This window comes from Pedobacter alluvionis, assembly GCF_003664035.1.
Taxonomy (GTDB): Bacteria; Bacteroidota; Bacteroidia; order Sphingobacteriales; family Sphingobacteriaceae; genus Pedobacter; species Pedobacter alluvionis.
Window position 1 is genome coordinate 599,264 of record NZ_RCCK01000010.1, and the last position, 25,615, is coordinate 624,878.

The following is a 25,615-nucleotide window of genomic DNA, read 5'->3' on the forward strand; positions in this document are numbered from 1 at the left end:
CTGAGCATCATCGATGTTCAGGCTTTATTTGTTTAGTTAAAAGTTGATGTTACAGTCCGTTTGCCCTTGCTGTAATCTCGGCAATATCCAACACCTTAACTTCCTGCTCTTTATCTTTTAGTTTAATACCGTCACTTAGCATGGTCATGCAGAAAGGGCAACCTGCTGCAATAACCTGTGGATTGGTTTGTAAAGCCTCGTCAATGCGTTCTACATTAATATCTTTATTCCCCTTTTCTGGTTCTTTAAACATCTGTGCACCTCCGGCGCCACAACATAGGCCATTACTTTTGCAGCGTTTCATTTCTACCAACTGTGCATCAAGTACTTCCAGCGCTTTTCTTGGCGCTTCGTAAATTCCATTTCCACGGCCCAAATAACATGGATCATGATAGGTGATTTTTTTACCTTTAAAACTTTCGCCACCTTCAGCTTTTAGTTTGCCCTCGTTAATTAAATCCTGGATCAATTGGGTATGGTGGATTACTTCGTAAGTGCCGCCTAAACCCGGATATTCATTTTTAATGGTATTGAAGCAATGTGGACAGCCTGTTACAATTTTTTTGATATTGTAAGCATTCAATACCTCAATATTGGTCATGGCCTGCATCTGGAAAAGAAACTCGTTACCGGCTCTTTTAGCAGGATCTCCGGTGCAACTTTCTTCTGTTCCTAAAACAGCGTATTTTATGCCTACATGATGTAAGATCTTGCAAATGTCGCGGGTAATTTTCTGCGCTCTTTCATCGTAACTTCCAGCACAGCCAACCCAAAATAATATTTCCGGTTCTTCACCTGCGGCCATTAACTCGGCCATTGTAGGGACTTTAAATTCCATTTGTCTAGTATCTATTTTCTAGTATCGAGTATCAAGTATCAAGACCTGATGTAATTATTATTTTAATTCAATGCCAACAAAACTGTCAATCTAGCTTTCTTGTGCCCAGTTAAAACGATCGGCTGGAGAGTATTTCCAGGGTGCCTGGTTGTTTTCAATATTTCCCATCATGGCGTTAATGCTGCCTGGTGCCTGCGACTCTTCCATCACGGCAAAACGGCGTAGCTCCATAATAATTTGTAATGGATCGATGTTTACCGGACAGGCTTCTACGCAGGCGTTACAACTGGTGCAGGCCCAAATTTCTTCTCTGCTAATGTAGTCATCCAATAAAGATTTTCCATCCTGATGTTCAGCACCATGTTTGTCAATATTTTGGCCCACTTCGGTAATGCGGTCGCGGGTATCCATCATAATTTTGCGTGGCGATAAAAGTTTACCTGTAATATTTGCCGGGCATACTGAAGTACATCTTCCGCATTCGGTACAGGTATAAGCATTCATCAGGTTTACCCAGCTTAAGTCGGTTACATCTTTTGCGCCAAATTTACCAGGTTCGGTTTCTGCAGGAACAAAAGAAGGATCGAGCATTGCTTTTACCTCATTGGTAACTGAGGCCATATTGGTAAACTCACCTTTAGGCTCCAGATTAGAAAAGTAGGTATTTGGAAAGGCGAAAAGAATATGGAAATGTTTTGAATAGGGCAGGTAGTTTAAAAACGCTAAAATCCCGATAATATGGAACCACCAGCAGCTGCGCTCAACGATTACCAAGGCATTTTCAGATGAAGGCAGGATATTCATTAAATATTGGCTTACCGGAAATGCCCCTGCATTAATATAATGGCTGGCACCCAACAGCTGTAATTTTGCATCGGCTGCATTCATGAGCAGGAAAGCACTCATTAATAAAATCTCAATGATGAGAATGTAATTGGCATCTGATTTCGGCCAGCTTTTCATCTCTACGCCACTAAAGCGCTTAAGTTTCAGGATATTCCTGCGCACAAGGAAAATAGCACACGAAACCCAAACGGTAAAGGCCAGGATTTCAAAAGACCCGATCAGAAAGTTATATAAACCACCCAAACCGTTAAAAATCCGGTGTGTGCCGAATAATCCATCGATCATGATTTCCAATACTTCGATATTGATAATGACGAAGCCGATGTAAACAAAAAAGTGGAGGAAGGCAGGGATAGGGCGAACAACCATTTTAGATTGCCCAAAAGCCACCCGAAGCATCGTCATTAATCTTTTTTGCGGTTGATCTTTTCGATCTACCGGTTTGCCTAAACGGATGTTGCGAATTATTTTACGCAGATTAACTGTAAACAGCGCAATTGCTGCAAGTGTAAGTACTAGAAAAAGGATCTGTGCTACCATGCAAAATTAGATTGTTATGCTAAATTAGGATATTAATCTAAATAAATTACTATGCATGCATAAAAAAATCAATAAAATTGTTTGTTTGTACTCATTCTAAGCAAGTATTAAGGCCTTCATTAAGAATCGTTAAAAATTAATTAATTGATAATCAGTATGGCAATGAAATAATCGAAAAAAAATTTTGCTTTTGAAAAAAGAACACTACATTTGCAATCCCAAACGGATGGTGCCATAGCTCAGTCGGTAGAGCAAAGGACTGAAAATCCTTGTGTCCCTGGTTCGAATCCAGGTGGCACCACTTCCAAAAGCCTTTCAGAAATGAGAGGCTTTTTTGGTTTACGGCATTCTTATTGAAATTGCCCTGGTTTATTTATTTGCAACAGATTAGTATAGTATTCTATTTGTTGACCACCTAAGCCACCTTAGATCATCTAAGTTATGCCATACATTCGAGAGAATCTTTATATTCCACATAAATGTTAAGTATTTTAGCATTTTTGCTTCATGCAGAAATCTACAGATGATATTATAACCCCGAGGCTAATCCTTCGTTTAATGAATAAGGAAATGATATCCAATTTCCTGAAAAATGATTTAGAAGGGGCAACGCTTTTACTGAAAGCTAAAATTCCTGTAGAAATGTTCGATCATCCAGGTAGTTTGCGATATGGTTTAAAGCAATTTGAAGATTCAGATTACTTGCCATGGTCGGCAAGGGCAATTATATTAGTGGACGAAGATCAAATGATAGGATTGGTGAGGTTCCATAGTAAGCCAAATCCTGAATATTTAAAAGAATATGCTACAAACGCGGTTGAATTAGGCTATCGCATTATTAAAGACTACCGGAAAAAGGGTTATGCAACAGAAGCTGCTACGGCTATAATGGACTGGGCAAACATAAATTTTGGAGTTGAAAATTTTATAGCTAGTGTTTCGCCGGGAAATAAAGATTCGCTTAAACTTATTTCTAGTTTAGGATTTGAAAAGATTGGTGAGGTAATGGATGATATAGATGGCCTGGAGTATGTTTTTCTTAGGAATATTATTAAGCATTTATAGGGATATGTTTTTTTTTGATTACCTAAGCCGCCTGAGTGCGTTATATAAAATAAAAATATTTTTTCAGTGCATCTTCTTGCTTATCAAAAAGATGAGGCTTTAAGGTCTTGTTTTGGCGAAAAAAACTGAAATCCTTTTTTGGAATTGAGAAAAAGAACACTACATTTGCAATCCCAAACGGATGGTGCCATAGCTCAGTCGGTAGAGCAAAGGACTGAAAATCCTTGTGTCCCTGGTTCGAATCCAGGTGGCACCACTTCCAAAAGCCTTTCAGAAATGAAAGGCTTTTTTGGTTTAGTGCCATTTAGAGAAAATTCCAAGCAGCACAATTTTATTTTTGGCTTTTGTTTCAAATTGAACTTTACAGGTGCTCACCGGAATTTTCAGCTATCTCTTTAACCTTATCCAGTGCTTTAGGCCATGTTTTTTCGAAATAATCTCTCCATTCATCGCTAATGCCCATATCAATGACGAGTTCTGTCTTGCCATCTCTTTCATTGAGGGTATAATTCTCAAGTGTTTCGCCCCAATTCCCACTGTAGTCTTCCTTGCCGTCTTTTATTTCGCCCAGATGTTTAATAGACATGTACTGGTTTGGGATACTGTCTTGAATCACAGCTACCATTCCATCTCCGTTTTCGCCCAGAAACAAAGCCTTGCTTCCTTTTTTCCAGTCGGTTTCTACACGCGATCCTTCCATAAAAGCAGCTGTCCACTTAGGGTAGGTTTCTACGCCAAACAGCGCATTCCAAACTTTTTCTGCTGTGGTATTAATTGTGGTTTTAAATTCGATCTTTTCCATGGTTTTTGGTTTTTAATCAGATAATTAGTATAACAAATTTACACAGGATCTGATTGACTTAAGCGGTGCAAAGGCGACAATTTGTGGGGGCATAAGGACTAATAGTGAAACACCGTTTAGCAGATCTTGTTAAAAATTGCTAAATATCTCAATGAAAAGTAATTTAATCGGTAGATTTACGTAATTCACCAATATATGCATGAGTGTACAATTTTGAGTTAAATTTTAGGTAGATAAAAGTTTATCTCCGAACAACTTAACGATTGCCTTATTCGTATATAGAGATAAAATTAGTATAATTCCAATGAGAAATAAGAAATTCTTTTACCTGGTAACGCTAGGTTTTTTAAGCTTTGGGGTTATTACCGGCTGTAAAAAGAGCAATACTATGCCTGATGAGCCTGTAACCCCACCGGTTGTGACAACGCCTAGCGGAACGCGGGATGAATTGACTAAAGATTCTATTTTTCTATACGGTAAAGAGCTTTATTATTGGAATACTTCGCTACCCACTTATGAGTTGTTTAAACCACGTGGATTTAGTTCGAATGAAGCGGAACTATATGCCATGACACAATATTCTTTAGATCCGGCAACAGGAAAACCATATGAATATGTAAGCACTTCCGGCGAGCCTAAATATTCGTTTTTCGACTATACTGCAGCTACTACAGGTAAAACAGGAGTGCTTAAGGCAGATGTAAATGGCTCGGCCAATGATTACGGTTTTTCTGTTCAGTATAATAATACTACAGATTTAAGGGTGAAATATGTTTATCCCAACTCGCCTGCAGCCTTGCAGGGTTTAACACGCGGTTGCAGGATAACGAGTGTAAACGGAAGAACAGATCTGACCTTCCCTGGTGCAGTTAATTTTTTAAATAATGCCATTTTTGGCACAAATGCAACGGTGACTCTTGCTTTTAATGATCTAGGCGGTAACCCGAAAACAGCTGTTGTATCCAGTAGCTTTTATAGTGTTAATCCGATCTTATTTACGAATGTTTATACGGTTGGCGCAAAGAAAGTCGGTTACATTGTTTTTAATAGTTTTACCAATAATGCTTCTGCGGCGATAAATACAGCCTTTGCTAATTTTGCTGCACAAGGGGTGAGTGAATTAATTATTGATTTACGTTATAACGGTGGTGGCTATGTTTCAACAGCTACACAAATGATCAATTTAGCGGCGCCAGCAGGCGAAACCGGTAATACAATGTTTACTTCTTATTACAATAACTACCTGCAGTCGATTACTACTGCTCAGCGTAAAGCATCCGTTCTGGCACACCAGCCGCTGTTGGATGATGACGGTAAATTACAGACTTTTACTGATGGGGTTAACAAACAATACGCCACTTATGCAGATTTAGATTATTCGCCTTCAGCTGCTGATAATATAGAGAAATTTGTAAAATCAGGTAGTTTAACATTAAACAGGGTTTATTTTATCGTAACGGGATCAACAGCCTCGGCAAGCGAGTTAACCATTAACAGTTTAAAACCGGTAATGGATGTAAAACTGATTGGTACAACAACTTACGGTAAACCAGTTGGTTTCTTTCCAATCAGAATAGATAAGGTGGATATGTACATCCCTGAATTTGAAACTAAAAATAAACTTGGCGTTGGCGGCTACTATTCTGGCCTAACGGTAGATAAAGAATCGGCAGAAGATTTAACAAAAGCCTGGGGTGATGAAACAGAAACATTGTTGGCCAACGCTCTTTCATACGCCAAAAATGGGACTTTTATAACTACAGCTGCAAAAACAGCTAGTTTAAGTACAACGACGACAGTAATGCCATCAAAATTATCGGTGACACAACTAAGAGCATTAGATGAAAAGTTAGATCCAAAAGGATTTAAAGGTATGGTGATGACGCCGGATAAGAAATTTTAATAAAAGCTAATAACGAAAATGCCCGCTTAACATATTTAGTTAAGCGGGCATTTTTATTGTGACGGTATTTACAATAATATTTTACTGCTGATATCTTTATTAATGGTGATATAACCTGGATATTTAACAGGTGTATTGCCCAGCATGAAGGTTGGCTTAATTTTTATAGTTAATAAACCTAGTTTTTCATCTTTTGACGATGATCCTTTTTGAGCAGCTTTGATAATATCATTAAATACATTGCCATTAGCTATTAATCCGTAAATGTTGCTCACCAATTGTACCGGAACGGTAACCGTTTGGCCTTGTGTAATGCTTACATTTTGATTAACGATGCCTTCTGCCAAATCAGTATTATTAACCAATATTTTATATTCGAACTGGTTTATAGCCGCTAAATTGCCCGACGGATTAGTTATTTCTAAATTCAGATTGGCTTTAAGCGGAATGTCTTTTCTGAGCAAACCCAATGCAACGCCAGGTAAACTGGTTAAACTGAAGCTTTGCTGGCCCATTAACTTTTTAACATCTGTGCCTGCAATCGATACCTGTTGTACCCCTGTAATTTTATAGGTGCAGTCTTCAAGGGCTTTTATCTGCTGTGCCTGCCTGTTTATTCCACAGCCAAAAATGCTTATGGTAAACAGGAAAAGCAATAGTTTTTCTTTCATGTTATTCATAACGCCAAAATAGTAAAACTATTTCAGCTGTAATATGCGTTTAACCAAAATTAACTAAGCACTTGGTGTAGCGGTTTCGATATCATCGCGTTTATCGTCGCTATCAGTTTTGTTTTCTTCGGCAGGTTTCTCCGTAGTATCTGCTTCTTCATCCTGATCATCCAATTTTTTCTCGTCCTTAACTTCCTCAGTTTTTAATGCCTCACTTGGTTTTTCGGTTTCCTTTTCCGTTGAAGGGATTACAGTTTCTATTTCCAGCTGTACATCATCTGTTGGTTTTGGGTGATTTGTGCCTGATGTTGTTACTGTTTTATTTTCTTCGTTTTCCATGGTGTAAATCTGTTTTAATACTTTATAAATGAAATTAGAAGGCATTTTGTTTGCTTTTATTAAAAAGCCACTACTCATTTTTTAACTTTGCATAAAATAATAAAAATAATAGTAATATGGACATCACCATCAGGAAGATAACTGCGCAAGATAACACTGCTACCGCTTCAATGATCAGAACGATTTTAAGAGAATTTAAAATAGACAAGCCTGGTACTGTTTATACCGATCCTACAACTGATGAGCTATCTATCGTTTTCGAACATCCGCAATCTGCTTATTGGTTGGCCGAAGAAGATGGAGTTATTATTGGTGGCTGTGGTATTTATCCAACGGAAGGCTTGCCAGATGGTTGTGTTGAGCTGGTTAAATTATACACCTCGGCATCTTCTCGCGGCAAAGGTATTGGCAAAATGCTCATGGAGAAAAGTATAGCATCGGCACAGCATTTTGGTTATAATGAGGTGTATTTAGAATCGTTCCCTGAGCTCTCTACAGCAATTGGAATGTACGAAAGGGCAGGGTTTAAAAAACTCGCTTCCCCATTGGGTAATTCGGGCCATTTTGCCTGTAATGTTTGGATGCTGCTGGTTTTATAGACGGTTAATTGTTGGGAATGGTTAACTGTCAAAATCGAAATCTCATCCAGTTAACCAATAAACAATTATACAATTAACCTTTCAAACTTAATTTTTGCCGACCCTGTTTTCCTCATCACTTGTTCCGGTTTTTCTACTGCGGGCGGTTTTGATTTTCATATTCCCGAATTTATAGGTAAAACTTAAGTTTATCCTGCGGCTTTCCCATTCGTTCTGCCAATAGGTTTTAATGTTATTGTATTCCAGGTTGGCTCTGAATTTACTGGTATTAAAAATGTCGTTTACTTTTAGGGCTAGTGTTGCATTTTTGTTCCAGAATGATTTTTTAGCACCAATATTTAGCTGGTAACTCCCTAAACTGCGGAAAAGGCCGGAAACAGAAGGAGAATCATAATAAGCATAAGATGATAAGCTATAGTTTTTGGGTAATGTGATCGTATTATCCATCAAGACCGACCAGTTCCACGAGAAAGCATTATAACCATTTCCCTGTACAGCTGATTCGGTGCGGTTAAATCCAGCCGAAACTTCAGTACTGTTGTTCCACCATTTGGTTACATCAAAAGGACTTCCGGTTGCCATGTAAAAGTTGGTGGTACGGCTTAGGTTTTCTGGTCGGGAGATACTTTCTTTAGTCGCATCATTTTGATAAACTACTTCCCATATCGACCCGTTATTAACTGAATAGCTCAATGTTAATATCCTGAAATTTTTAAAGGAGTAGTTAAATTCAAAGCTGTTGGCATACGAGGGCTGTAAAAACGGGTTCCCTTGCAAGGCAGTATAAGGATCGCTATAAAAAGTAAAGGGATTTAAACTGCTGTATGATGGGCGATTAATACTTTTGCGGTAGGCTGCCGTAATCAGGTTGTTCGAATCGAGTTTTAAAGAAATAAAGAGTGTTGGAAAAAGCTTCCAGTATTTTCTGTCAATCAGGGTATTCGTTCCTGATGAACTGCCATTGCCCAATGTCTGCTCCGCACGTAAGCCCGCTTTAATCTGTAAATTTTTGAAGTTTTGATCGAGTGAAAGATAACCTGCATTAATGTTTTCGTTGTATAAAAATAAATTCGTCCTTCCTGGATCGGTGATCCAGCCCGCGGTTTTAAGCGAATCAAAGCGCACATCGCTCTGCGATTTTACCCAACTACTTTTCCAGCCGGTTTCCATTTTTAGTGTTTTGTTAAAGTTCAGCGTGTAATCAGCCTTGATCGAATAGATCGATACTTTGCCCATCCCGTTATTGCGCAGATCAATTGGAATACCAATAAGCTGATCGTTTTCATCAAGGTAATTGTTGGTAAAAGTTTCGTTTTTACTATTGTCATAACGAACATAATCTGCATCAATGCCCAGTTCTCCACCCAAACTATCTGTTTTTAACCGGTAGTTTAGGTTTAAAGCGTGGTTTTTCTCGGTATTGTGCTGCGGATTGAACATGCTTGTTCCGCCCATTTTTGCGCCGGCGGCATTATAATTTACCGAATTACTGTTTACCTTGGTTTCTTCCGGAGCGGTATAACCTTTTACCATGATGCCCAGGGTATTTTTATCATCAATAAAATAATCTGCACCGGCAGAATAATTTAAACTATTCGTAATCGGGTGCCAAAAATTAAGCTGGTTATATTGTTCTTGTCCTATGGTTCTGTTTAAAGTTAACCTGTTGTATGAGTTATAATGTCCGGCGTCTAAGCGCAGATAAGTGCTCACTTTACCGATATTGTAATTCAGGTTGGTACCCGCATAAACTTTTTCATAACGGCCGTAACCACCACCCATATTCATGTTTCCGTTAAATCCCTGCATTTTATTTCTTTTGAGTTTTATGTTGATGATTCCTGCTGTTCCAGCTGCATCAAAAGAAGAAGGTGGATTGGAAATCAACTCTATTTTACTTAATACAGATCCGGGTAGCGATTTTAAATAAGTGGTTAATTCCAAACCCGTCATATAACTCATCTTACCATCAATCATCACATTAATTCCTTTTTTACCTTTTAATACAATGTTATCGTCCTTATCCAGCTTTACACCCGGCGACCTGCTGATTACTTCCAATGCATTATCACCTGCGGTATTCATCTGTTCTACGTTTACAATCACCCGGTCGGCTTTTTGATCAATTACGGGCATTTTTGATATAATGTTTACATCTTTCAGGTTTTGGGCCAAGTCTGTTAGTATAATTCCTGGAACTTTAACAGATACATCTTTCACTTCAAATGGTGCCGATTGGTTTTTGCCGTAACCCATCATTAATGCCTTAACAAGGTATCGGCCAGATTTAACATTGGCAAACTCATAAATTCCCTGTTGGTTGGTCGCCTGTAAGGCAACTGAAGCCGAATCGGGTAGGTGGATTAAAGCAACTGAAGCATAATCTAGTGCTTTATTACTTTTATCGGTAACAGTTCCTGAGATTTTAATGTTTTGAGCAATAGCGCTTTGAAGACTAAAAATAAGCAAAGCAAAAAGAGCAGATTTAAATAAGCGGTTCATCATTGTGTTTGTTTTATAATTGACGATTCAAAGATGAAGATGTCGCGTGGGTCTAAAAATTAAATAATCCCAACCCTTTAAAATATTATCCCAATGCTTTTTTTTGCAATAAAAGGTGTTGATCCTTAAATTGTAGAGGTTGGGATAATTATTTGCCGGTTTGGAATAAGAAAATAGGCAGTTAAAAAAGCTTTACATAGTTTTAGACCATGAAAACAATAAACACCATTTCCATCCATATTCTTTGCTGGATACTCGTATTAGGCTATTTTTATGGTGGTTATTTAATTGATGGTACAACATTTATCAAGGCCGCTTTGAGTATCTCTATGAATTTTATACAAGTGATAGAGTTCTACATCTGTTACTTATGGGTATATCCAAGATTTTTGAAAAAGAATAAAGTACTTCAGTTAATTGGTGGCATTTTGTTTACCATCGGGGTATTTATTGCACTTAGGTATTTAATAGAAGAAGTGCTTTTTTTAAAATGGCTTGGTTTTCATAACTACGACGACGGTACAACTGCCTGGGAATACATCTCAGATAATATTTATTGGAGTATTGGGTTCATTGTAACACCGGCTGCGGTTTATGGTATTGAGCAGAGTTTTAAATCGGAGCAGATGCATAGAAAACTTAAAGAAGAAGTGGTTAAAGCAGAACTCTCATTTCTCAAATCGCAGATCAATCCACACTTTCTGTATAATACTTTAAATTATGTTTATTCCCTGGCTATTCCCGTTTCTGATAAACTGGCCAATGCTATTTTGCGTTTATCAGATTTAATGCGGTATACACTGAACGATAGCCCGGATGGCAAAGTAAGTTTAGATAAGGAAGTGGAATATCTTGAGAGTTATGTGGCATTATTTAAAATGCGTTTTGAACCCAAATTTTATGTTGACTTTACGGCCGAGGGCATTGCCAATCAAAAAATAGCTTCGCTGATATTGATCCCTTTTGTTGAAAATGCTTTTAAACATGGTGTGGTGACTGATGAAGCTCAGCCAGTACGTATTAAACTCAAAGTACAGAACAAAAGATTAAGTTTCGAGGTAAGCAATAAGATCAGTCACGCACAAAAAGACCACTCAAGCGGTGTAGGTATGGTGAATATTCACCGTAGGTTAGATTTGATTTATCCCGAAAAACATGAGTTATTGATTTCTAATAACGGCAATACCTATAAAAGTACTTTGATCTTAAATCTGTAATGAATAATTTGTATCATTGAAACTATTCTAACATTAATTCAAGCTAATCGCCAACCCCTAACCGCTAAACCCTAACCATGATCCGTTGCCTTGCTGTTGATGATGAATCTTACGCTTCAGATATTATTGCTGCTTTTATTAATAAAACCCCTTTTTTAGAATTGGTTGGGACCACTACAAATGCTTTTGAAGCCCTTAATCTGGTTCAGGAGGGTAAGGTTGATCTCGTTTTTTTAGACATACAGATGCCGGAATTAACCGGGATCCAGTTTTTGAAAATCTGTGGCGGTAAATGCAAAGTAATTTTAACCACGGCTTATCCAGAATATGCTTTAGAAGGCTTTGATCTTGATGTGGTAGATTATCTGCTTAAACCGATCTCTTACGAGCGTTTTTATAAGGCAGCTACGAAAGCGCAACAGATTTTAATGCCTGTGGCACCTGTACAACAAGAAGTAGTTATTCAGCAGGTAACACAGGGGAATGATTTTATTTTTATCAAGGGCGATACCAAGAACAAGTTTATCAAGGTTAATTATGAAGACATTCTCTACATAGAGGGGTTGAAAAACTATGTTTCGGTGTATACCGCCAGCCAAAGGATTGTGACTTACCAGGCACTGCGTGAGCTGGAAACCGAACTGCCGCAACCGCCTTTTTACCGCATCCATAAATCTTATATTATTTCTATTGAAAAGATTAAGATGATAGATGGAAATACCGTTTATATTAACGATCAGGCTATTCCAATTGGGGAAACCTATAAGGAAGAGTTTTTTAAAGTGGTGAGGGAAGGGAAGAAGGGTGGTTAAAGGAACAGTTAAATATTGTTGAATTGTTAGATTGTTGGGATTGATCTCTGGTAAACCATTTTCTATCTTTATGTTCTTAATCCCTTAATTGTAGAAAGATAGCTAAAGTAAATTCCGTGTAATCTGTGTTTCCGTGGCAAAAAAATGGTTTAGATAGATTCTGAAATAAATTCAGAATGACTCCTCTCTTGTTTATCATCCATGTAAATTTGTGTTTCCGTGGCAAAAAAAATAGCCTGATAAATCAATCTATTGGCTCTCTGGTTAGTTTTTACAATTCAATAATAAAGCAATTCAACAATCAATTAACCAGTAACAATTCTCACCAGTTTTCAGTTGGAAAATTGCAGATAACAATTTAGCAATCTAACAATTTTAGCAATTACCACGGTACATTAAACCAGTTTCAACAATTAACCGATTAAACCAACTAATGATTAACCAATCTTGTGCACAAATTCTCCCCAATATTTCTTCTGTTTTCTTTAAGTTTGCTGCGTAAAGATTAAAATCAAAAATCACCATGCAAGAAACCAATTCGCTAAACCAGGTTGCAGAATTTCACACTACCTTTAAACATCCTATTTTAGAAAGTCCGGTTATTCCTTCAAAGCAGAGAGCCAATTTGCGCATATCGCTTTTAGCCGAAGAGCTGAAAGAATTACAGGAAGCCGTAGAAAATGATGATCTGGTAGAAGTTGCCGATGCCCTTTGCGATTTGCAATATGTTTTGGCCGGTGCCATCCACGAGTTTGGTTTGGGAGGAAAATTTAAGACTTTATTTGATGAAGTCCACCGTTCTAATATGAGCAAAGCCTGCAAAACCGTAGAAGAAGCTGAACAAACTATCCAGTTTTACTTAGATAAAGACCAGACTGAATCTTACTATAAAGAAATCGACGGGTTGTTTCTGGTGTTCAGAAAATCTGACGATAAGACCTTAAAATCGATCAATTATTCTCCGGCAGATTTAAAATCACATTTGGTTTAACCCATAAATAAGCTCGAATTGAAAAGACTAAAACAGATTGCAAACGAGCTGAAATTGACACAGGCAAATCCTGATGCAGCTTTAATGCGTGAGTTTATTTTTTACTCACCCAAAATGCCATTACGCCTACATCAGGAACAGCTTATTGCTGTATCAAAACAGTTTAGTCTCCAGGTTTTTGATACTTATTTCACCAATAACGAAGTAAGCATTAACTGTTTTAGTTGGGGAAATGGAAAACGTAAAGTTTTACTTACGCATGGATGGGCCTCAAAAGCTTTAGACTTTTATGAGTTAATTATTGAACTCCTGAAAATAGATGACCTGGAAATTATCGCTTTTGATGCACCGGGTAACGGAAGTTCAATCTCTGAATTTTCCAACCTGATGTTATATGCCGATTCGGTAAAATCTATTTCCTTAAATTATGCGCAGCCTGATGTTCTGATCGGACATTCGCTTGGTGGCATGGCCAACGTAATTGCTTTACAGGAATTAGGAATAACTCCCGATCTGTTGATCAGCATTGCGCCATTAATCAGACTGAAAGAAAACTTCGAGCAAAGTTTGGATTCGGTGAACATTGGTGCAAAACACCAGGAGATCTTCTTTTATAATTTTGCTCAAGAATTCCCTGTTCCTGCCAGCCACTTTAACCTGACCGAACTTTATCAGCTAAGTCCGGAGCTTGATCATTTTCTTGCATTCGATCCTGCTGATCATATCTCGCCATATTTATTTCTTAAAGAATTTTTGGATAAATATCCTGCCATCAACTCAAAATCATTCGAAGATGTAGGACATTACAAAATCCTCAGATCTATTAATGTGATCGAAGATATTGTGCAGAAAATATCGTCATTGATATAAGGGATCGTCCTTTCGACCGTAGTGGAGAAATCTATATCTAAAAATTACCACCAATAAATCTTACATGTTCTCAGGTAGCTTAGGTGGTCAAACAAAAAATGAAGCTATATTTTTTTCCATGAGAAGCGTTGTCAACTTTAATAGCAAATACGCTAGAAAGTTGACAACGCTAATACTATTCACTTGATATTCACTAGGTGTCAGATGATAACATCTTACACCACTCAAAAATCGGAAATGCACTAAGACTCGTTTTTTTGCTACACTATTGCTTCCGATCTCCGGACTTATCTAATTCCATCATCCATTTTACGTCTTCCATCTCTCATCCATAACAGTGCATAACAGTTAAAATTACTGTATATTCTATTTTAGAGCAACCAAATATATTAATAGCGCATGCAAGCAATTTTAGGTGTAATTTTTCATTTCTTCGGCGGCTTTGCCTCTGGAAGTTTTTATATTCCATACAAAAAAGTTAAAGGTTGGGCCTGGGAAAGTTACTGGATTGTTGGGGGAATCTTCTCCTGGTTAATCGTTCCGCCACTTGCCGCTTATTTAACCATCCCTAATTTTACGGCAATTATCACTAGTACCAACGGTAGCATTTTATGGTTAACCTATTTTTTTGGTGTGCTTTGGGGTATCGGTGGCTTAACCTATGGTTTAGGCGTTCGTTATCTGGGCGTATCGTTAGGAAGTAGTATCATTTTAGGACTTTGTATGGTTCTGGGTTCAATCCTGCCATCTATTTACTTCGATTTTTTTCCGCAGGCCGGTAAAGATACTTTTACCATGTTTCTACATACCGATTGGGGCCGTATGGTATTGCTTGGGCTTTTGGTTTGTGTTGTTGGGATTATCATCTGTGGTAAAGCAGGTATGATGAAAGAAAAGGAAATGAAATCTGGCATTACCGATCCGCATGGGATGGAGGTAAAAACAGAATATAAATTCGGACTTGGTTTATTCGTAGGGATTGTTTCGGGTGTTTTAAGTGCCTGTTTCAATTTCGGTATCGAGGCCGGAAAACCAATGGCTGATGCAGCGAATGCCATCTGGAAAGCAGCAAATCCTGCTGAAACCGGTAATTTTTTATTCCAGAATAACGTTACTTATGTAATTGTGCTTTGGGGAGGTTTAACTACCAACTTTATCTGGTGTATGGTATTAAATGCAAGGAATAAAACATTTGGTGATTATACCAATGCAAAAACACCGTTATTAAAAAACTATATTTTTTCTGCCCTGGCAGGTACTACCTGGTTCTTACAGTTTTTTTTCTACGGTATGGGCGAAAGTAAAATGGGCAATGGTGCCAGTTCATGGATTCTGCACATGGCCTTTATCATCCTCATCGCCAATATATGGGGCCTGGTATTAAAAGAGTGGAAAGGTGTATCAAGAAAAACGTTGACTACTGTTTTGGCGGGTATTTTAACCATCATCATTTCGGTACTCATTGTGGGTTATGGTAATTCAATTAAAGGTTAATAAATAAAAATTTAAATAGAATATAAGAATGTCAATCGATACGAAAAGTTATAAGCACGTAAGCTATCTATGGGATGAAGAGGAAGCCGCAAAACTGGCTGGAGATGAAGTTGCCCTATTAATTTATCGCTCTAATTTATTGGGTGCAGATTTACGCTTAACCAATTATGGAGGTGGAAATACCTCGTGTAAAGTATTGGAAAAAGATCCGCTTACCGGTTTAGAAACCGAAGTGATGTGGGTAAAAGGTTCGGGCGGCGATTTAGGTACTTTAAAGAAAAGTGGCCTCGCAGCATTATATGTTGATCGTTTACGCAGCTTGAAAAATATTTATCGTGGGGTAGAACATGAAGATGAAATGGTTGAACTGTTTAACCACTGCATTTTCGATTTAAGTTCTAAAGCACCATCAATCGATACGCCTTTGCATGGTTTCCTGCCATTTGCGCATATCGATCACCTGCACCCCGATGCGGCAATTGCTATCGCGGCGGCTAAAGACGGTAAAAAAATTACCGAAGAATTATTTGGAGGAACAATTGGCTGGGTGGAATGGAAAAAACCAGGTTTTGAACTGGGACTACAATTAAAACAGTGTTTAGATGAAAATCCGGGTATCCGTGGCATTATGCTGGGCTCACATGGTTTGTTTACCTGGGGAGATACCGCTTACGAAAGTTACCTGAATACATTAGAAGTAATCGAAATCTGTTCTGAATACCTAAGTCAAAATTATGGTAAAAAAGGCCCTGTTTTTGGTGGACAAAAGATTGAAAGTGCAGCAGCAAATCAGCGTAAACAACAGGCTGCTGCTTTAGCCCCTGTTTTGCGTGGTTTATGTTCTTCTAAACAGCACATGATCGGTCATTTTACAGATGATAGCCGCGTTTTAGAATTTATCAATTCTAATGATCTGGATCGCCTTGCTCCAATGGGAACCAGTTGTCCCGATCACTTTTTGAGAACTAAAATCAGTCCGCTGGTTTTAACACTAGAAAGTAATGCAGATTTATCAGATGTTAAGGCGCTAAAAGAAACATTGGAGCCTGCTTTTGAGGCTTATAGAGCAATGTATACGGCTTATTATGAAGCCTGTAAACATCCAAATAGTCCGGCTATCCGGGATACCAATCCGGTGGTTATTTTATATCCTGGAATCGGCATGTTTACCTTCTCTAAAGATAAACAGACCGCAAGGGTTGCTGCAGAATTCTATATTAATGCCATTAACGTAATGAAAGGTGCTGAGGCCGTTTCAGAATATACTTCGTTACCACACCAGGAAGCTTTTAATATAGAATATTGGTTGTTGGAAGAAGCGAAATTACAGCGTATGCCAAAACCAAAGCCTTTAACAGGAAAAATTGCCCTGATTACAGGTAGTGCGGGTGGCATCGGTAAGGCGATTGCTAAAAAGTTTGTTGCAGAAGGTGGTGTGGTGATCTTAAATGATATGAATGCCGAACGTTTGGAAGAAGCAGGTAAAGAGTTTGCAAACCTTTATGGCAAGGATTCTTATAGCACTGCAATTCTGGATGTAACCAGCGAAAACGATATTAAACAAGCTTTCGATGCTGCTGCTTTGGCTTTTGGTGGGGTAGATATTATTGTTAACAACGCAGGTTTATCAATTTCTAAAACCATTGCTGATCACACCGAAAAAGATTGGGATTTATTATATAATGTTTTGGTAAAAGGTCAGTTCTTTATTACCCAGGCTGCAACAAATACGATGCAAAAGCAGAATATTGGTGGCGATATCATTAATATTGTAAGTAAGAACGCCCTGGTAAGCGGACCTAACAATGCCGGTTATGGTAGTGCAAAAGCAGCGCAGCTACATTTAAGCAGGTTAAACGCTGCTGAATTGGGTGCCGATAATATCCGTGTAAATGTGGTTAACCCTGATGCTGTAATCAGCGATAGCAATATCTGGGCAGGCGGTTGGGCAGAAGGCCGTGCAAAAGCTTATGGAATTACCGTTGCAGAACTACCGGCTTATTACGCCAAACGTACCTTATTGAACCAGATCATATTACCGGATGATATTGCCAATGCCTGTTTCGCCTTTGTAGGTGGCTTGCTGCAAAAATCAACAGGAAATGTTTTAAATGTTGATGGTGGAGTAGCTATGGCATTTGTGAGATAATACAAAGAGAAATAATAACAATTTGTTCCTCGGTCTGTGTCCCCACAGGCCGAAACGAATAATTAAATTAATGGTCTGTGGGGACACAGACCACGGCGGTAAGAGTAGAACGAATTAAAAAATATTAACCACAGATAAAAAAGATTCACACAGATACAAAATCCGTGTTTATCTGTGTGAATCCGTGGCTAAAAAAGATGTGTTAATGGCACACTGACCATGGCAAAAAAATAAGTTTTTTAAGTTGTTTAACCGGTCTATGCCTGGCACAGACCGAAATGACTGTAATTTTATAATCGTCCTCGTTTGAAACGAGGATGAGCGAGAATGGCGATTGTATCGCCACAATGATTAACCTAACAAAAACCAAATATTCTTATGAATATCGAGCAGAACCAGATAGAAAAACATAACGACTCCCTTTTAACCTCGCATCAGCGTAAACTTTCATTTCTAAAAGAAGATTGGTCACAAGTTGACCTGGAAAGCGTAATCCAGAAATTGGTCGATTTTCAAATTGCCATTCCAAGCTGGGCATTAGGTACAGGTGGCACACGTTTTGGCCGCTTTGCCATTACAGGTGGTGAACCACGTACCATTGAAGAAAAAATTGAAGATGTTGGTCTGCTACATGGCCTTAACGGAGCAAGTGGCGCAATTTCGCTTCACATTCCCTGGGATATCCCTCAAAATGCAGAAGCGTTAAAAACTTTGGCATCAGGCTACGGTTTAAAATTCGACGCCATGAACTCAAATACCTTTCAAGATCAGAAAGGTGCTGCACATAGCTATAAATTCGGTTCATTGCAGAATGTAAATAAAGATATCCGCAAGCAAGCCATTGAGCATAATATAGAAGTAATTAAACATGGTATTGCTTTAGGATCTGATGCATTAACCGTTTGGCTAGCCGATGGTTCTTGTTTCCCTGGTCAGCTTAATTTTCGTAAAGCTTTCGAGAATACCTTAGAAAGTCTTCAGGAGATCTATTCAGCACTGCCGGAAGATTGGAAAATGTTTGTGGAGTATAAAGCCTTCGAACCTAACTTTTACTCAACTACGGTTGGCGATTGGGGACAATCACTGTTATACGCCAGTAAACTGGGTAAAAAGGCCTATACTTTGGTCGATTTAGGCCATCATTTGCCAAATGCAAACATCGAGCAGATTGTGGCTTTATTGTTAATGGAAGGGAAATTGGGTGGTTTCCATTTCAACGATTCTAAATATGGCGATGATGATTTAACGGCCGGAAGCATTAAACCATACCAATTGTTTCTGATTTTTAATGAGTTGGTAGAAGGTATGGATGCAAAGGGAATGAACCATGCAAAAGATTTGGGTTGGATGATCGATGCTTCACACAATGTGAAAGATCCATTAGAGGATTTATTGCAATCTGTTGAAGCCATTATGATTGCCTATGCACAGGCTTTATTAGTTGATCGAAAAGCATTAAACGAAGCACAGAACAATAACGACGTGGCAAAAGCACAGGAAATTTTGCAAAATACTTTCCGGAGCGATTTAAGGGCTTTAGTAGCCGAAGCCAGATTAAGAGTTGGAGCAGCTTTATCACCAATCGCTTTATACCGCGGTTTAGAAGTTAGAAACAAGTTAGTTAATCACCGCGGAAATACTGTTGCCACAGGTTTGTAAATAGAGAGATAGAAAATGCCTAAACCTGTTATTGCCATATTTGATGTCGGGAAAACAAATAAAAAACTGTTCTTGATCGACGAAAATTACAGTATTGTTTACGAACGGTCTGCACGTTTTGTAGAAACAGTTGATGAAGATGGCGAACCATGCGAAAATCTGGAAAGCCTGCGTTTATCCGTTTACGATTCCCTGCATCAGGTTTTGCAGTTAAAAGAGTTCGATGTTAAGGCCATAAACTTTTCTACTTATGGTGCCAGTTTTGTTTATCTTGATGAAAATGGCAATCCACTAACACCACTTTATAACTATTTAAAAGAATATCCCGAGGAGCTTAAAAAGGCATTTTATGCAAAATATGGAGGCGAGGAGAAGATTTCCTTAGAAACAGCTTCACCAATTTTAGGTAGCTTAAATTCAGGGATGCAATTGTACCGGCTAAAGCACGAAAAACCCGAAATTTTTAAAAAGGTGAAATGGGCTTTACATCTGCCTCAATACTTGAGTTATTTGATCACAGGTAAGGCCATGGCCGATATCACCAGCATTGGATGCCATACCCAACTTTGGGATTTCAAAAAAAGTGAGTACCACAGCTGGGTTACCACCGAGAAAATCGACCAGAAATTTGGTGCATTTACGCCTGCAGATTCCAGCCTGAAAACGAATTTCGAAGGTAGCAGTGTAAATGTTGGAGTAGGTTTGCACGATAGTTCTGCAGCATTAATTCCTTATCTGGCAAATTTTAATACGCCATTTGTGCTCATCTCAACCGGGACCTGGTGCATCAGTTTAAACCCTTTTAACCAGGAGCGATTAACAGCCGATGAACTTAAACAGGATTGCCTGTGTTACATGCACTTTAAAGGTAAGGCGGTTAAGGCTTCGCGGATTTTTGCAGGCTACGAACATGAAGTACAACTTAAGCGGATTGCAGAACATTTCGATCGTGCGGCTTATCTGTTTAAACATTTGAAGTTTAACCCGTCAATGATTCTGAAGCTGGCTAATAAAATTCCAGAAAACCAACAGGAACAACAGGGTTTTTCAGCAAGCTCAGCTTTTCCTGATCGCGATTTGAACCTCTTTCAAACGGCAGAAGAAGCCTATCATCAACTGATTTTTGACCTGATCAAACAGCAGATTTATTCGTTGAAACTGATTTTAAATGCAGGTGTAAAAAGAATTTTTGTAGATGGTGGTTTCGGTAAAAATGCAATTTATATGCATCTTTTAGCGATTTCTATTCCAAATATAGAGGTTTATGCTTCTTCAGTTTCGCAAGCTACAGCAATAGGTACAGCTTTGGCAATAAATGATGCCTGGAACGAAAACCCTGCACCAACGGATATGATCCAGCTAAAATACTATTCTGCCATACAACGAACCATAGATTTTTAGGGATTTCCGTATATTAGAATTTCCTACATCAATATAGTCAATTTGAAACCAGAAGATTTAATCCCCTATCTTAATGTCGACGAGTATTCGTCAACGCCAAAATACAAGCAGCTAACCAATGCCATTTTGGCGGCTATTGAAAGTGGTAAACTTCTGAAAAATAGCTTGTTGCCTTCTATAAATGAGCTGAGTTTTAGCCTGGAGATGTCGAGAGATACTGCCGAAAAAGGTTACCGTAATCTCCGGAAATTAGGGGTGGTTGATTCTGTGCCGGGCAAGGGTTATTTTGTTATCAATACTGATTTTTCGCGGAAACTGAAGGTTTGTTTGCTTTTTAATAAACTCAGTACACATAAAAAGATCATTTACGATTCCTTCACAAAAACCTTAGGAGAACGTGCCGCAATAGATTTTTATATCTACAACAACGATTTTGCATTGTTTAAAAAAATGATTGTGGCCAAGCGCGACGATTATTCGCACTTTGTGATTATTCCACATTTTTTAGAAGGAGGCGAAAATGCACACGAAATTATCAATACCATCCCAAAAGAAAAACTGGTTATTCTTGATAAATTGCTGCCAGGGGTAACCGGCGATTATGCTGCGGCTTATGAAAACTTTGCGCAGGATATTTATGCAGCTTTAGAGCAGGCTTTAGAACGCCTTTCACATTACCGCACCCTGAAAATTATTTTTCCAAAGAACAGTTATTTCCCTCATGAAATACTAACCGGTTTTTACAGGTTCAGCCAGCAATATGCTTTTGATCATAAGGTAATCCATAATATCAAAGACGAAGAAATTAATCCAGGTGAAGTGTACATTAACCTGATGGAAGATGATTTGGTGATACTGATTGAACGCTTAATTGCCCAAAAACTTAAAATCGGGAAGGATGTTGGCGTAATTTCTTATAACGAAACGCCTTTAAAAAAGATTATTTTAGATGGGATTACCACCATTTCAACTGATTTTAGCAAACTAGGTGTACAGGCTGCTGAATTTATCCTTAATGGAAAAACAGAAAAGATAGCAGTACCTTTTTATCTGAATTTGCGCAAATCGCTTTAATCTAATAGGTTCGTCTTCTCGACTGAAGCGTAGCGAAATGGAGAGATCTATCTAGACAGATTTGACTTCGCTGAGTCTTCGGGTTTTCGGCTGCGTTGCACCCCGCTACAATCTACAAATCTAAATAAAAAGGGTCGTCATTGCGAGACACGAAGGAATCTTAATGCACACAGCTATTAGCGATCGTTGTAAGATTGCTTCGTCGGCTGAAAAAGCCTTCTCGCAATGACGACTTCTCGCATCCTATTATTTCGCTAAAATCCCATTGTCATTTATATTGGTTTTTATGGAATAAACTTTTCCTCGAAATAACAATGCTTTTGATTAATTGTGCATAAAAACCCAAAAAGTCATTTTAGCTAAAACTTATTAATGATTACTTTTATCACTTAGCTATTTTAGTTTAAATGAGTGATCAGGTAACCGCGCATCAAGTATCAGAACAAAATCCTTACGATTATATCTTAAAAGATTTTAATCTGAAAAATCTGAGCCAGATTGTTATCCTTAAACATTTAAGCGGATTGATTCATACTGATGTTAAAGGTTTTTATCAGCTTTTTCCTGAGCAGATTGAAATTGATTTTGCAGCTTTTAGCGATGAAGCTTCCGGATTATCTTTTCCAATTGTTCAGGTACAGCAGAGTGAAAACGCAGTTAAACTTTCTTGTCGTTGTGCTACGCAGAAGCATAAATTGTGTGAGCACCAGGCAAGGGTTTTATACAATATCCTGCAACGGCAGGATCTGCTTATTTTTTTTGACAGCAACCTGAGAAAACAAAAGCTTGCCAAAATTGCAGTCGATTATGGATTGGAAAACGAAGATAATCTTGATCATCTTTTTAATCTTCGCTACGAAGATGGCCAGGTAACCATCCGGCCAAAAATGGATGCTCTTCAACCATTCAACAAAGAAGTCCAGCAAAATTTACAGGAACTTTTACTGCCAATAAGTAAACCCAAGCCAAAAGTGTCGGCCAAAAGCGATCCGGACAAAATGATCCTTGTTTTTGGGCAACACCGCTATTACAACAATTTAACAGTCGAATTATTCAAAGCCAAAACCACTAAAAGTGGCAAGGTTAAAAATCCTATCAAGGGAATCAATCCGGCTGATTTGCTCTTCAAAACAAATGATAATGATCAGGTAAAATTTTATAGTGGTATTACTACTTTTCAGCAGAATTACAATAATGATCAAAGCGAGGTAGAGATTGAAGCCTTAAAAGCAATCGTTAAAAATCCTCAACAGATTCCTTTTTACCTGCAGGATAGTAAACAGTCTGGGGCTATTCAAGCTTCGACCATTACGGCGGTTGATGCACATTTATTGGAGGTAGATCTGCATCTTTCGGTAAACCAGCGCGATGATTATTATGAAATTACGGGGCGGCTGATCATCGAAGGGAAATCCTACGAACTGGATAACCTGGTATTGGTACACCAGTATTTTGTTAAACTTAACCATCAACTTTATTTAATTGGCAGACTGGATTTTCTACGCGTAATTGGTTTTTTCAAAAAGCAGAGCAACAGGTTAATCCTGCATAAAACCAAATATCCGGAGTTTCAAAAAGTTATTCTGGTACCTTTAGAAGGAAGTATTCATGTCGATTATTCTTATTTAAAACCAGCTACCAAAATACAGATCGAAGAAAAAGGTTTCGATCTCGAAAATGAACAGTTGATCTATCTTTCAGAATCAGAAGATTATATTCTCCTTACACCAGTAATGCGTTATGGGAGCCTGGAAATACCTGTACTGTCTAAAAAGAAAATCCAGGCGCAAGATAAACTGGGCAATCTCTTTACCTTACATCGTGATGAAGATGCCGAACTGCAGTTTATTGGGAACGTTTTGAAACAGCACCCTTATTTCTATGATCAGGAAACCAACGATTCTTTTTATTTGCACCGCAAAAGGTTTCTGGAAGAAGCCTGGTTCCTTGATGCTTTTGAAGTATGGCGAAATAAAGGAATTCATATTTTAGGATTCAACCAGCTCAAAAACAACAAATTGAGTGAATTTCAGGCCAAAATCAATATTGAGGTATTGAGTGGAACAGATTGGTTTGAAACCAAAGTAAAAGTAAAGTTTGGCAAACAACAGGTTGCATTGAAACATTTGCATAAATCGATAAGGAACAAAAGTAAGTTTGTAACGCTTGATGATGGAACTCAGGGCATACTTCCACATGAATGGATCGAAAAATTTGTTGCTTATTTTAGTGCTGGTGAGGTAACCGAAGATGCCATTCTTACACCAAAAATTAAATTTGCTTCTATCAACGAACTTTACGAAGATGCTTTATTGGATGGTGATGTAAAAAGCGAATTGAAACTTTATAAGCAAAAATTTGAAGGTACTGATTCTATTCAAGAGGTAGAGGTGCCAAAAGGTTTAACCGCAACTTTACGGCATTACCAGAAAGACGGTTTAAACTGGCTCAACTTTTTGGATGATTTTAACTTTGGTTCTTGTTTGGCCGATGATATGGGATTGGGTAAAACCATCCAGGTTTTGGCTTTTATTTTATCACAGAGCGAAAAAGTAAAACACAATACAAATCTGGTGGTGGTGCCGGCTTCGTTAATATTTAACTGGAAGGCCGAAGTAGAGAAGTTTGCACCATCTATAAAAGTAAAAACCATTTATGCTGGCGAACGGACCAAAACAACTGATACTTTCGATGATTTTGAAATCATTTTAACCTCTTACGGAACGCTGCTTTCTGATATCCGTTTCTTAAAAGATTATCGCTTTAATTATATCTTTTTAGATGAATCGCAGCTGATCAAAAATCCGGAATCGCAACGTTATAAAGCAGTTCGGATGCTGCAGTCGCGAAATAAAGTAACGATGACGGGAACGCCGATAGAGAACAATACCTTTGATTTATATGGACAGCTGTCATTCGCTTGTCCGGGCTTGTTTGGCAGTAAACAGCAGTTTGCCGATTTATATTCAACGCCAATCGATCAGTTTAAGGATAGCAGAAGGGCAGAGGAACTGCAGAAGAAAATAAGGCCGTTTATTCTCCGCAGAACCAAAGAACAGGTAGCGAAAGAACTTCCCGATAAAACAGAAATAGTGCTGTATTGTGAAATGGGAGCCGAGCAGCGCGAAGTTTACGAAGCAAACAAAAAAGAAATTCAGGATTTTATTCTAGGCAAACAGGAAGATGAGCTGCCTAAAAGTTCGATGCACGTGCTGAAAAGTATTACCACCTTAAGGCAGATCTGCAATTCGGCTGCCTTACTGGCTGATGGAAAATCGTATTTGCAGGCTTCCTCAAAAATTGAGGTGTTGATGGAGCAGATCGAGGGTAAGGCTGGGAAACATAAAATTCTTGTTTTTTCTCAGTTTGTTACCATGCTCGATCTGATTAAAAAGCAATTGGAAAGTAAGGGAATACGATATGAATACCTTACCGGGCAAACACGTAAAAGGGCTGAAGCAGTTACCTCGTTTCAGGAGAATGCCGACATTCCGGTTTTTCTGATCAGTTTAAAAGCTGGTGGTACCGGATTGAACCTCACCGAAGCCGATTATGTCTACCTGGTCGATCCGTGGTGGAACCCCGCGGTGGAGAACCAGGCGATTGACCGTGCTTACCGGATCGGACAGCATAAAAATGTAATGGCCGTGCGTTTAATCTGCCCTGACACGATTGAAGAAAAAATTATGAAACTTCAGGCCACTAAAAAAGATCTGGTGAAAGATCTGATCCAGACTGAAGGTAGTTTATTCAAGAATTTAACCAAAAAAGAGTTGTTGGGGTTGTTGAGTTAGTATAAGTTCGCTAAATCCATTCGGATTGTCATCCTGAGCCTGTCGAAGG

At 38.4% G+C, this 25,615-nt stretch carries 19 protein-coding genes and 2 tRNA genes; 15 read left to right on the plus strand and 6 right to left on the minus strand.

Features of this window, described 5'->3' with window-relative positions; translation table 11 throughout:
- Nucleotides 1-49: 49 nt before the first annotated feature.
- Together BCL90_RS02630 and BCL90_RS02635 are read right to left on the minus strand one after the other, a co-directional pair.
- Nucleotides 50-838, minus strand: coding sequence for a (Fe-S)-binding protein (locus tag BCL90_RS02630; protein WP_029277013.1), 789 nt, complete (start codon nt 836-838; stop codon nt 50-52).
- A gap of 90 nt (nt 839-928) precedes the next feature.
- The gene (locus BCL90_RS02635; protein ID WP_121282437.1) at nt 929-2,224 is read right to left on the minus strand and encodes a (Fe-S)-binding protein; all 1,296 of its coding nucleotides are present in this window, start codon (nt 2,222-2,224) and stop codon (nt 929-931) included.
- A gap of 228 nt (nt 2,225-2,452) precedes the next feature.
- Here BCL90_RS02635 and BCL90_RS02640 point away from each other — a divergent pair.
- The 3 genes from BCL90_RS02640 (at nt 2,453) to BCL90_RS02650 (ending at nt 3,545) form a co-directional block, all read left to right on the plus strand.
- Nucleotides 2,453-2,525, plus strand: a tRNA-Phe gene (locus BCL90_RS02640).
- A gap of 206 nt (nt 2,526-2,731) precedes the next feature.
- Nucleotides 2,732-3,289, plus strand: coding sequence for a GNAT family N-acetyltransferase (locus BCL90_RS02645; protein ID WP_121282439.1), 558 nt, complete (start codon nt 2,732-2,734; stop codon nt 3,287-3,289).
- Nucleotides 3,290-3,472: 183 nt separating this feature from the next.
- Nucleotides 3,473-3,545 (plus strand) — tRNA-Phe (locus tag BCL90_RS02650).
- Nucleotides 3,546-3,650: 105 nt separating this feature from the next.
- Here BCL90_RS02650 and BCL90_RS02655 read toward each other — a convergent pair.
- On the minus strand, nt 3,651-4,091 hold the full coding sequence (locus tag BCL90_RS02655; RefSeq protein WP_121282440.1) for an SRPBCC family protein: 441 nt from the start codon (nt 4,089-4,091) through the stop codon (nt 3,651-3,653).
- Nucleotides 4,092-4,395: 304 nt separating this feature from the next.
- On the opposite strand from BCL90_RS02655, the gene BCL90_RS02660 reads away from it, so the two are divergent.
- Nucleotides 4,396-5,994: a S41 family peptidase gene (locus tag BCL90_RS02660; protein ID WP_121282442.1), complete on the plus strand. Its 1,599-nt coding sequence runs from the start codon at nt 4,396-4,398 to the stop codon at nt 5,992-5,994.
- Between the two features lie 68 nt (nt 5,995-6,062).
- Here the strand turns inward: BCL90_RS02660 and BCL90_RS02665 are convergent, their stop codons facing one another.
- Both BCL90_RS02665 and BCL90_RS02670 read right to left on the minus strand, forming a co-directional pair.
- Nucleotides 6,063-6,665 (minus strand): hypothetical protein, encoded by a 603-nt coding sequence (locus tag BCL90_RS02665; protein ID WP_121282444.1) that lies wholly within the window; start codon nt 6,663-6,665, stop codon nt 6,063-6,065.
- 63 nt (nt 6,666-6,728) lie between these two features.
- Nucleotides 6,729-7,049, minus strand: a complete 321-nt coding sequence (locus BCL90_RS02670; protein ID WP_134380544.1) for a hypothetical protein — start codon at nt 7,047-7,049, stop codon at nt 6,729-6,731.
- 71 nt (nt 7,050-7,120) lie between these two features.
- Between BCL90_RS02670 and BCL90_RS02675 the strand changes: the two genes are divergently transcribed.
- Nucleotides 7,121-7,603, plus strand: a complete 483-nt coding sequence (locus tag BCL90_RS02675; RefSeq protein ID WP_121282448.1) for a GNAT family N-acetyltransferase — start codon at nt 7,121-7,123, stop codon at nt 7,601-7,603.
- A gap of 87 nt (nt 7,604-7,690) precedes the next feature.
- On the opposite strand, the gene BCL90_RS02680 is transcribed toward BCL90_RS02675, so the two are convergent.
- Nucleotides 7,691-10,108: an outer membrane beta-barrel family protein gene (locus BCL90_RS02680; protein WP_121282450.1), complete on the minus strand. Its 2,418-nt coding sequence runs from the start codon at nt 10,106-10,108 to the stop codon at nt 7,691-7,693.
- 206 nt (nt 10,109-10,314) lie between these two features.
- Between BCL90_RS02680 and BCL90_RS02685 the strand changes: the two genes are divergently transcribed.
- From BCL90_RS02685 to BCL90_RS02730, 10 genes are all read left to right on the plus strand, one after another.
- On the plus strand, nt 10,315-11,322 hold the full coding sequence (locus BCL90_RS02685; protein WP_121282452.1) for a sensor histidine kinase: 1,008 nt from the start codon (nt 10,315-10,317) through the stop codon (nt 11,320-11,322).
- 77 nt (nt 11,323-11,399) lie between these two features.
- Nucleotides 11,400-12,134 (plus strand): LytR/AlgR family response regulator transcription factor, encoded by a 735-nt coding sequence (locus tag BCL90_RS02690; protein WP_121282453.1) that lies wholly within the window; start codon nt 11,400-11,402, stop codon nt 12,132-12,134.
- 523 nt (nt 12,135-12,657) lie between these two features.
- Nucleotides 12,658-13,125 carry a pyrophosphohydrolase domain-containing protein gene (locus BCL90_RS02695; RefSeq protein WP_057932530.1) on the plus strand — a complete coding sequence of 156 codons (468 nt, stop codon included), beginning with the start codon at nt 12,658-12,660 and terminating at the stop codon, nt 13,123-13,125.
- Between the two features lie 18 nt (nt 13,126-13,143).
- The gene (locus BCL90_RS02700) at nt 13,144-13,995 is read left to right on the plus strand and encodes an alpha/beta fold hydrolase (RefSeq protein WP_121282455.1); all 852 of its coding nucleotides are present in this window, start codon (nt 13,144-13,146) and stop codon (nt 13,993-13,995) included.
- A gap of 399 nt (nt 13,996-14,394) precedes the next feature.
- The gene (gene rhaT, locus BCL90_RS02705; RefSeq protein WP_121282456.1) at nt 14,395-15,489 is read left to right on the plus strand and encodes an L-rhamnose/proton symporter RhaT; all 1,095 of its coding nucleotides are present in this window, start codon (nt 14,395-14,397) and stop codon (nt 15,487-15,489) included.
- A gap of 28 nt (nt 15,490-15,517) precedes the next feature.
- Nucleotides 15,518-17,638: a bifunctional aldolase/short-chain dehydrogenase gene (locus tag BCL90_RS02710; RefSeq protein ID WP_121282458.1), complete on the plus strand. Its 2,121-nt coding sequence runs from the start codon at nt 15,518-15,520 to the stop codon at nt 17,636-17,638.
- A gap of 378 nt (nt 17,639-18,016) precedes the next feature.
- A complete protein-coding gene (locus BCL90_RS02715) occupies nt 18,017-19,297 on the plus strand; it encodes a sugar isomerase (protein ID WP_121282460.1) in 1,281 nt (426 codons plus the stop codon).
- A gap of 15 nt (nt 19,298-19,312) precedes the next feature.
- Nucleotides 19,313-20,698 carry an FGGY-family carbohydrate kinase gene (locus BCL90_RS02720; protein ID WP_121282462.1) on the plus strand — a complete coding sequence of 462 codons (1,386 nt, stop codon included), beginning with the start codon at nt 19,313-19,315 and terminating at the stop codon, nt 20,696-20,698.
- A 42-nt stretch (nt 20,699-20,740) separates the two neighbouring features.
- Entirely contained in the window at nt 20,741-21,772 is a 1,032-nt protein-coding gene (locus BCL90_RS02725) for a GntR family transcriptional regulator (protein WP_121282463.1), read from the plus strand.
- Nucleotides 21,773-22,179: 407 nt separating this feature from the next.
- On the plus strand, nt 22,180-25,566 hold the full coding sequence (locus tag BCL90_RS02730; RefSeq protein WP_121282465.1) for a DEAD/DEAH box helicase: 3,387 nt from the start codon (nt 22,180-22,182) through the stop codon (nt 25,564-25,566).
- The last annotated feature ends 49 nt before the right edge of the window (nt 25,567-25,615 follow it).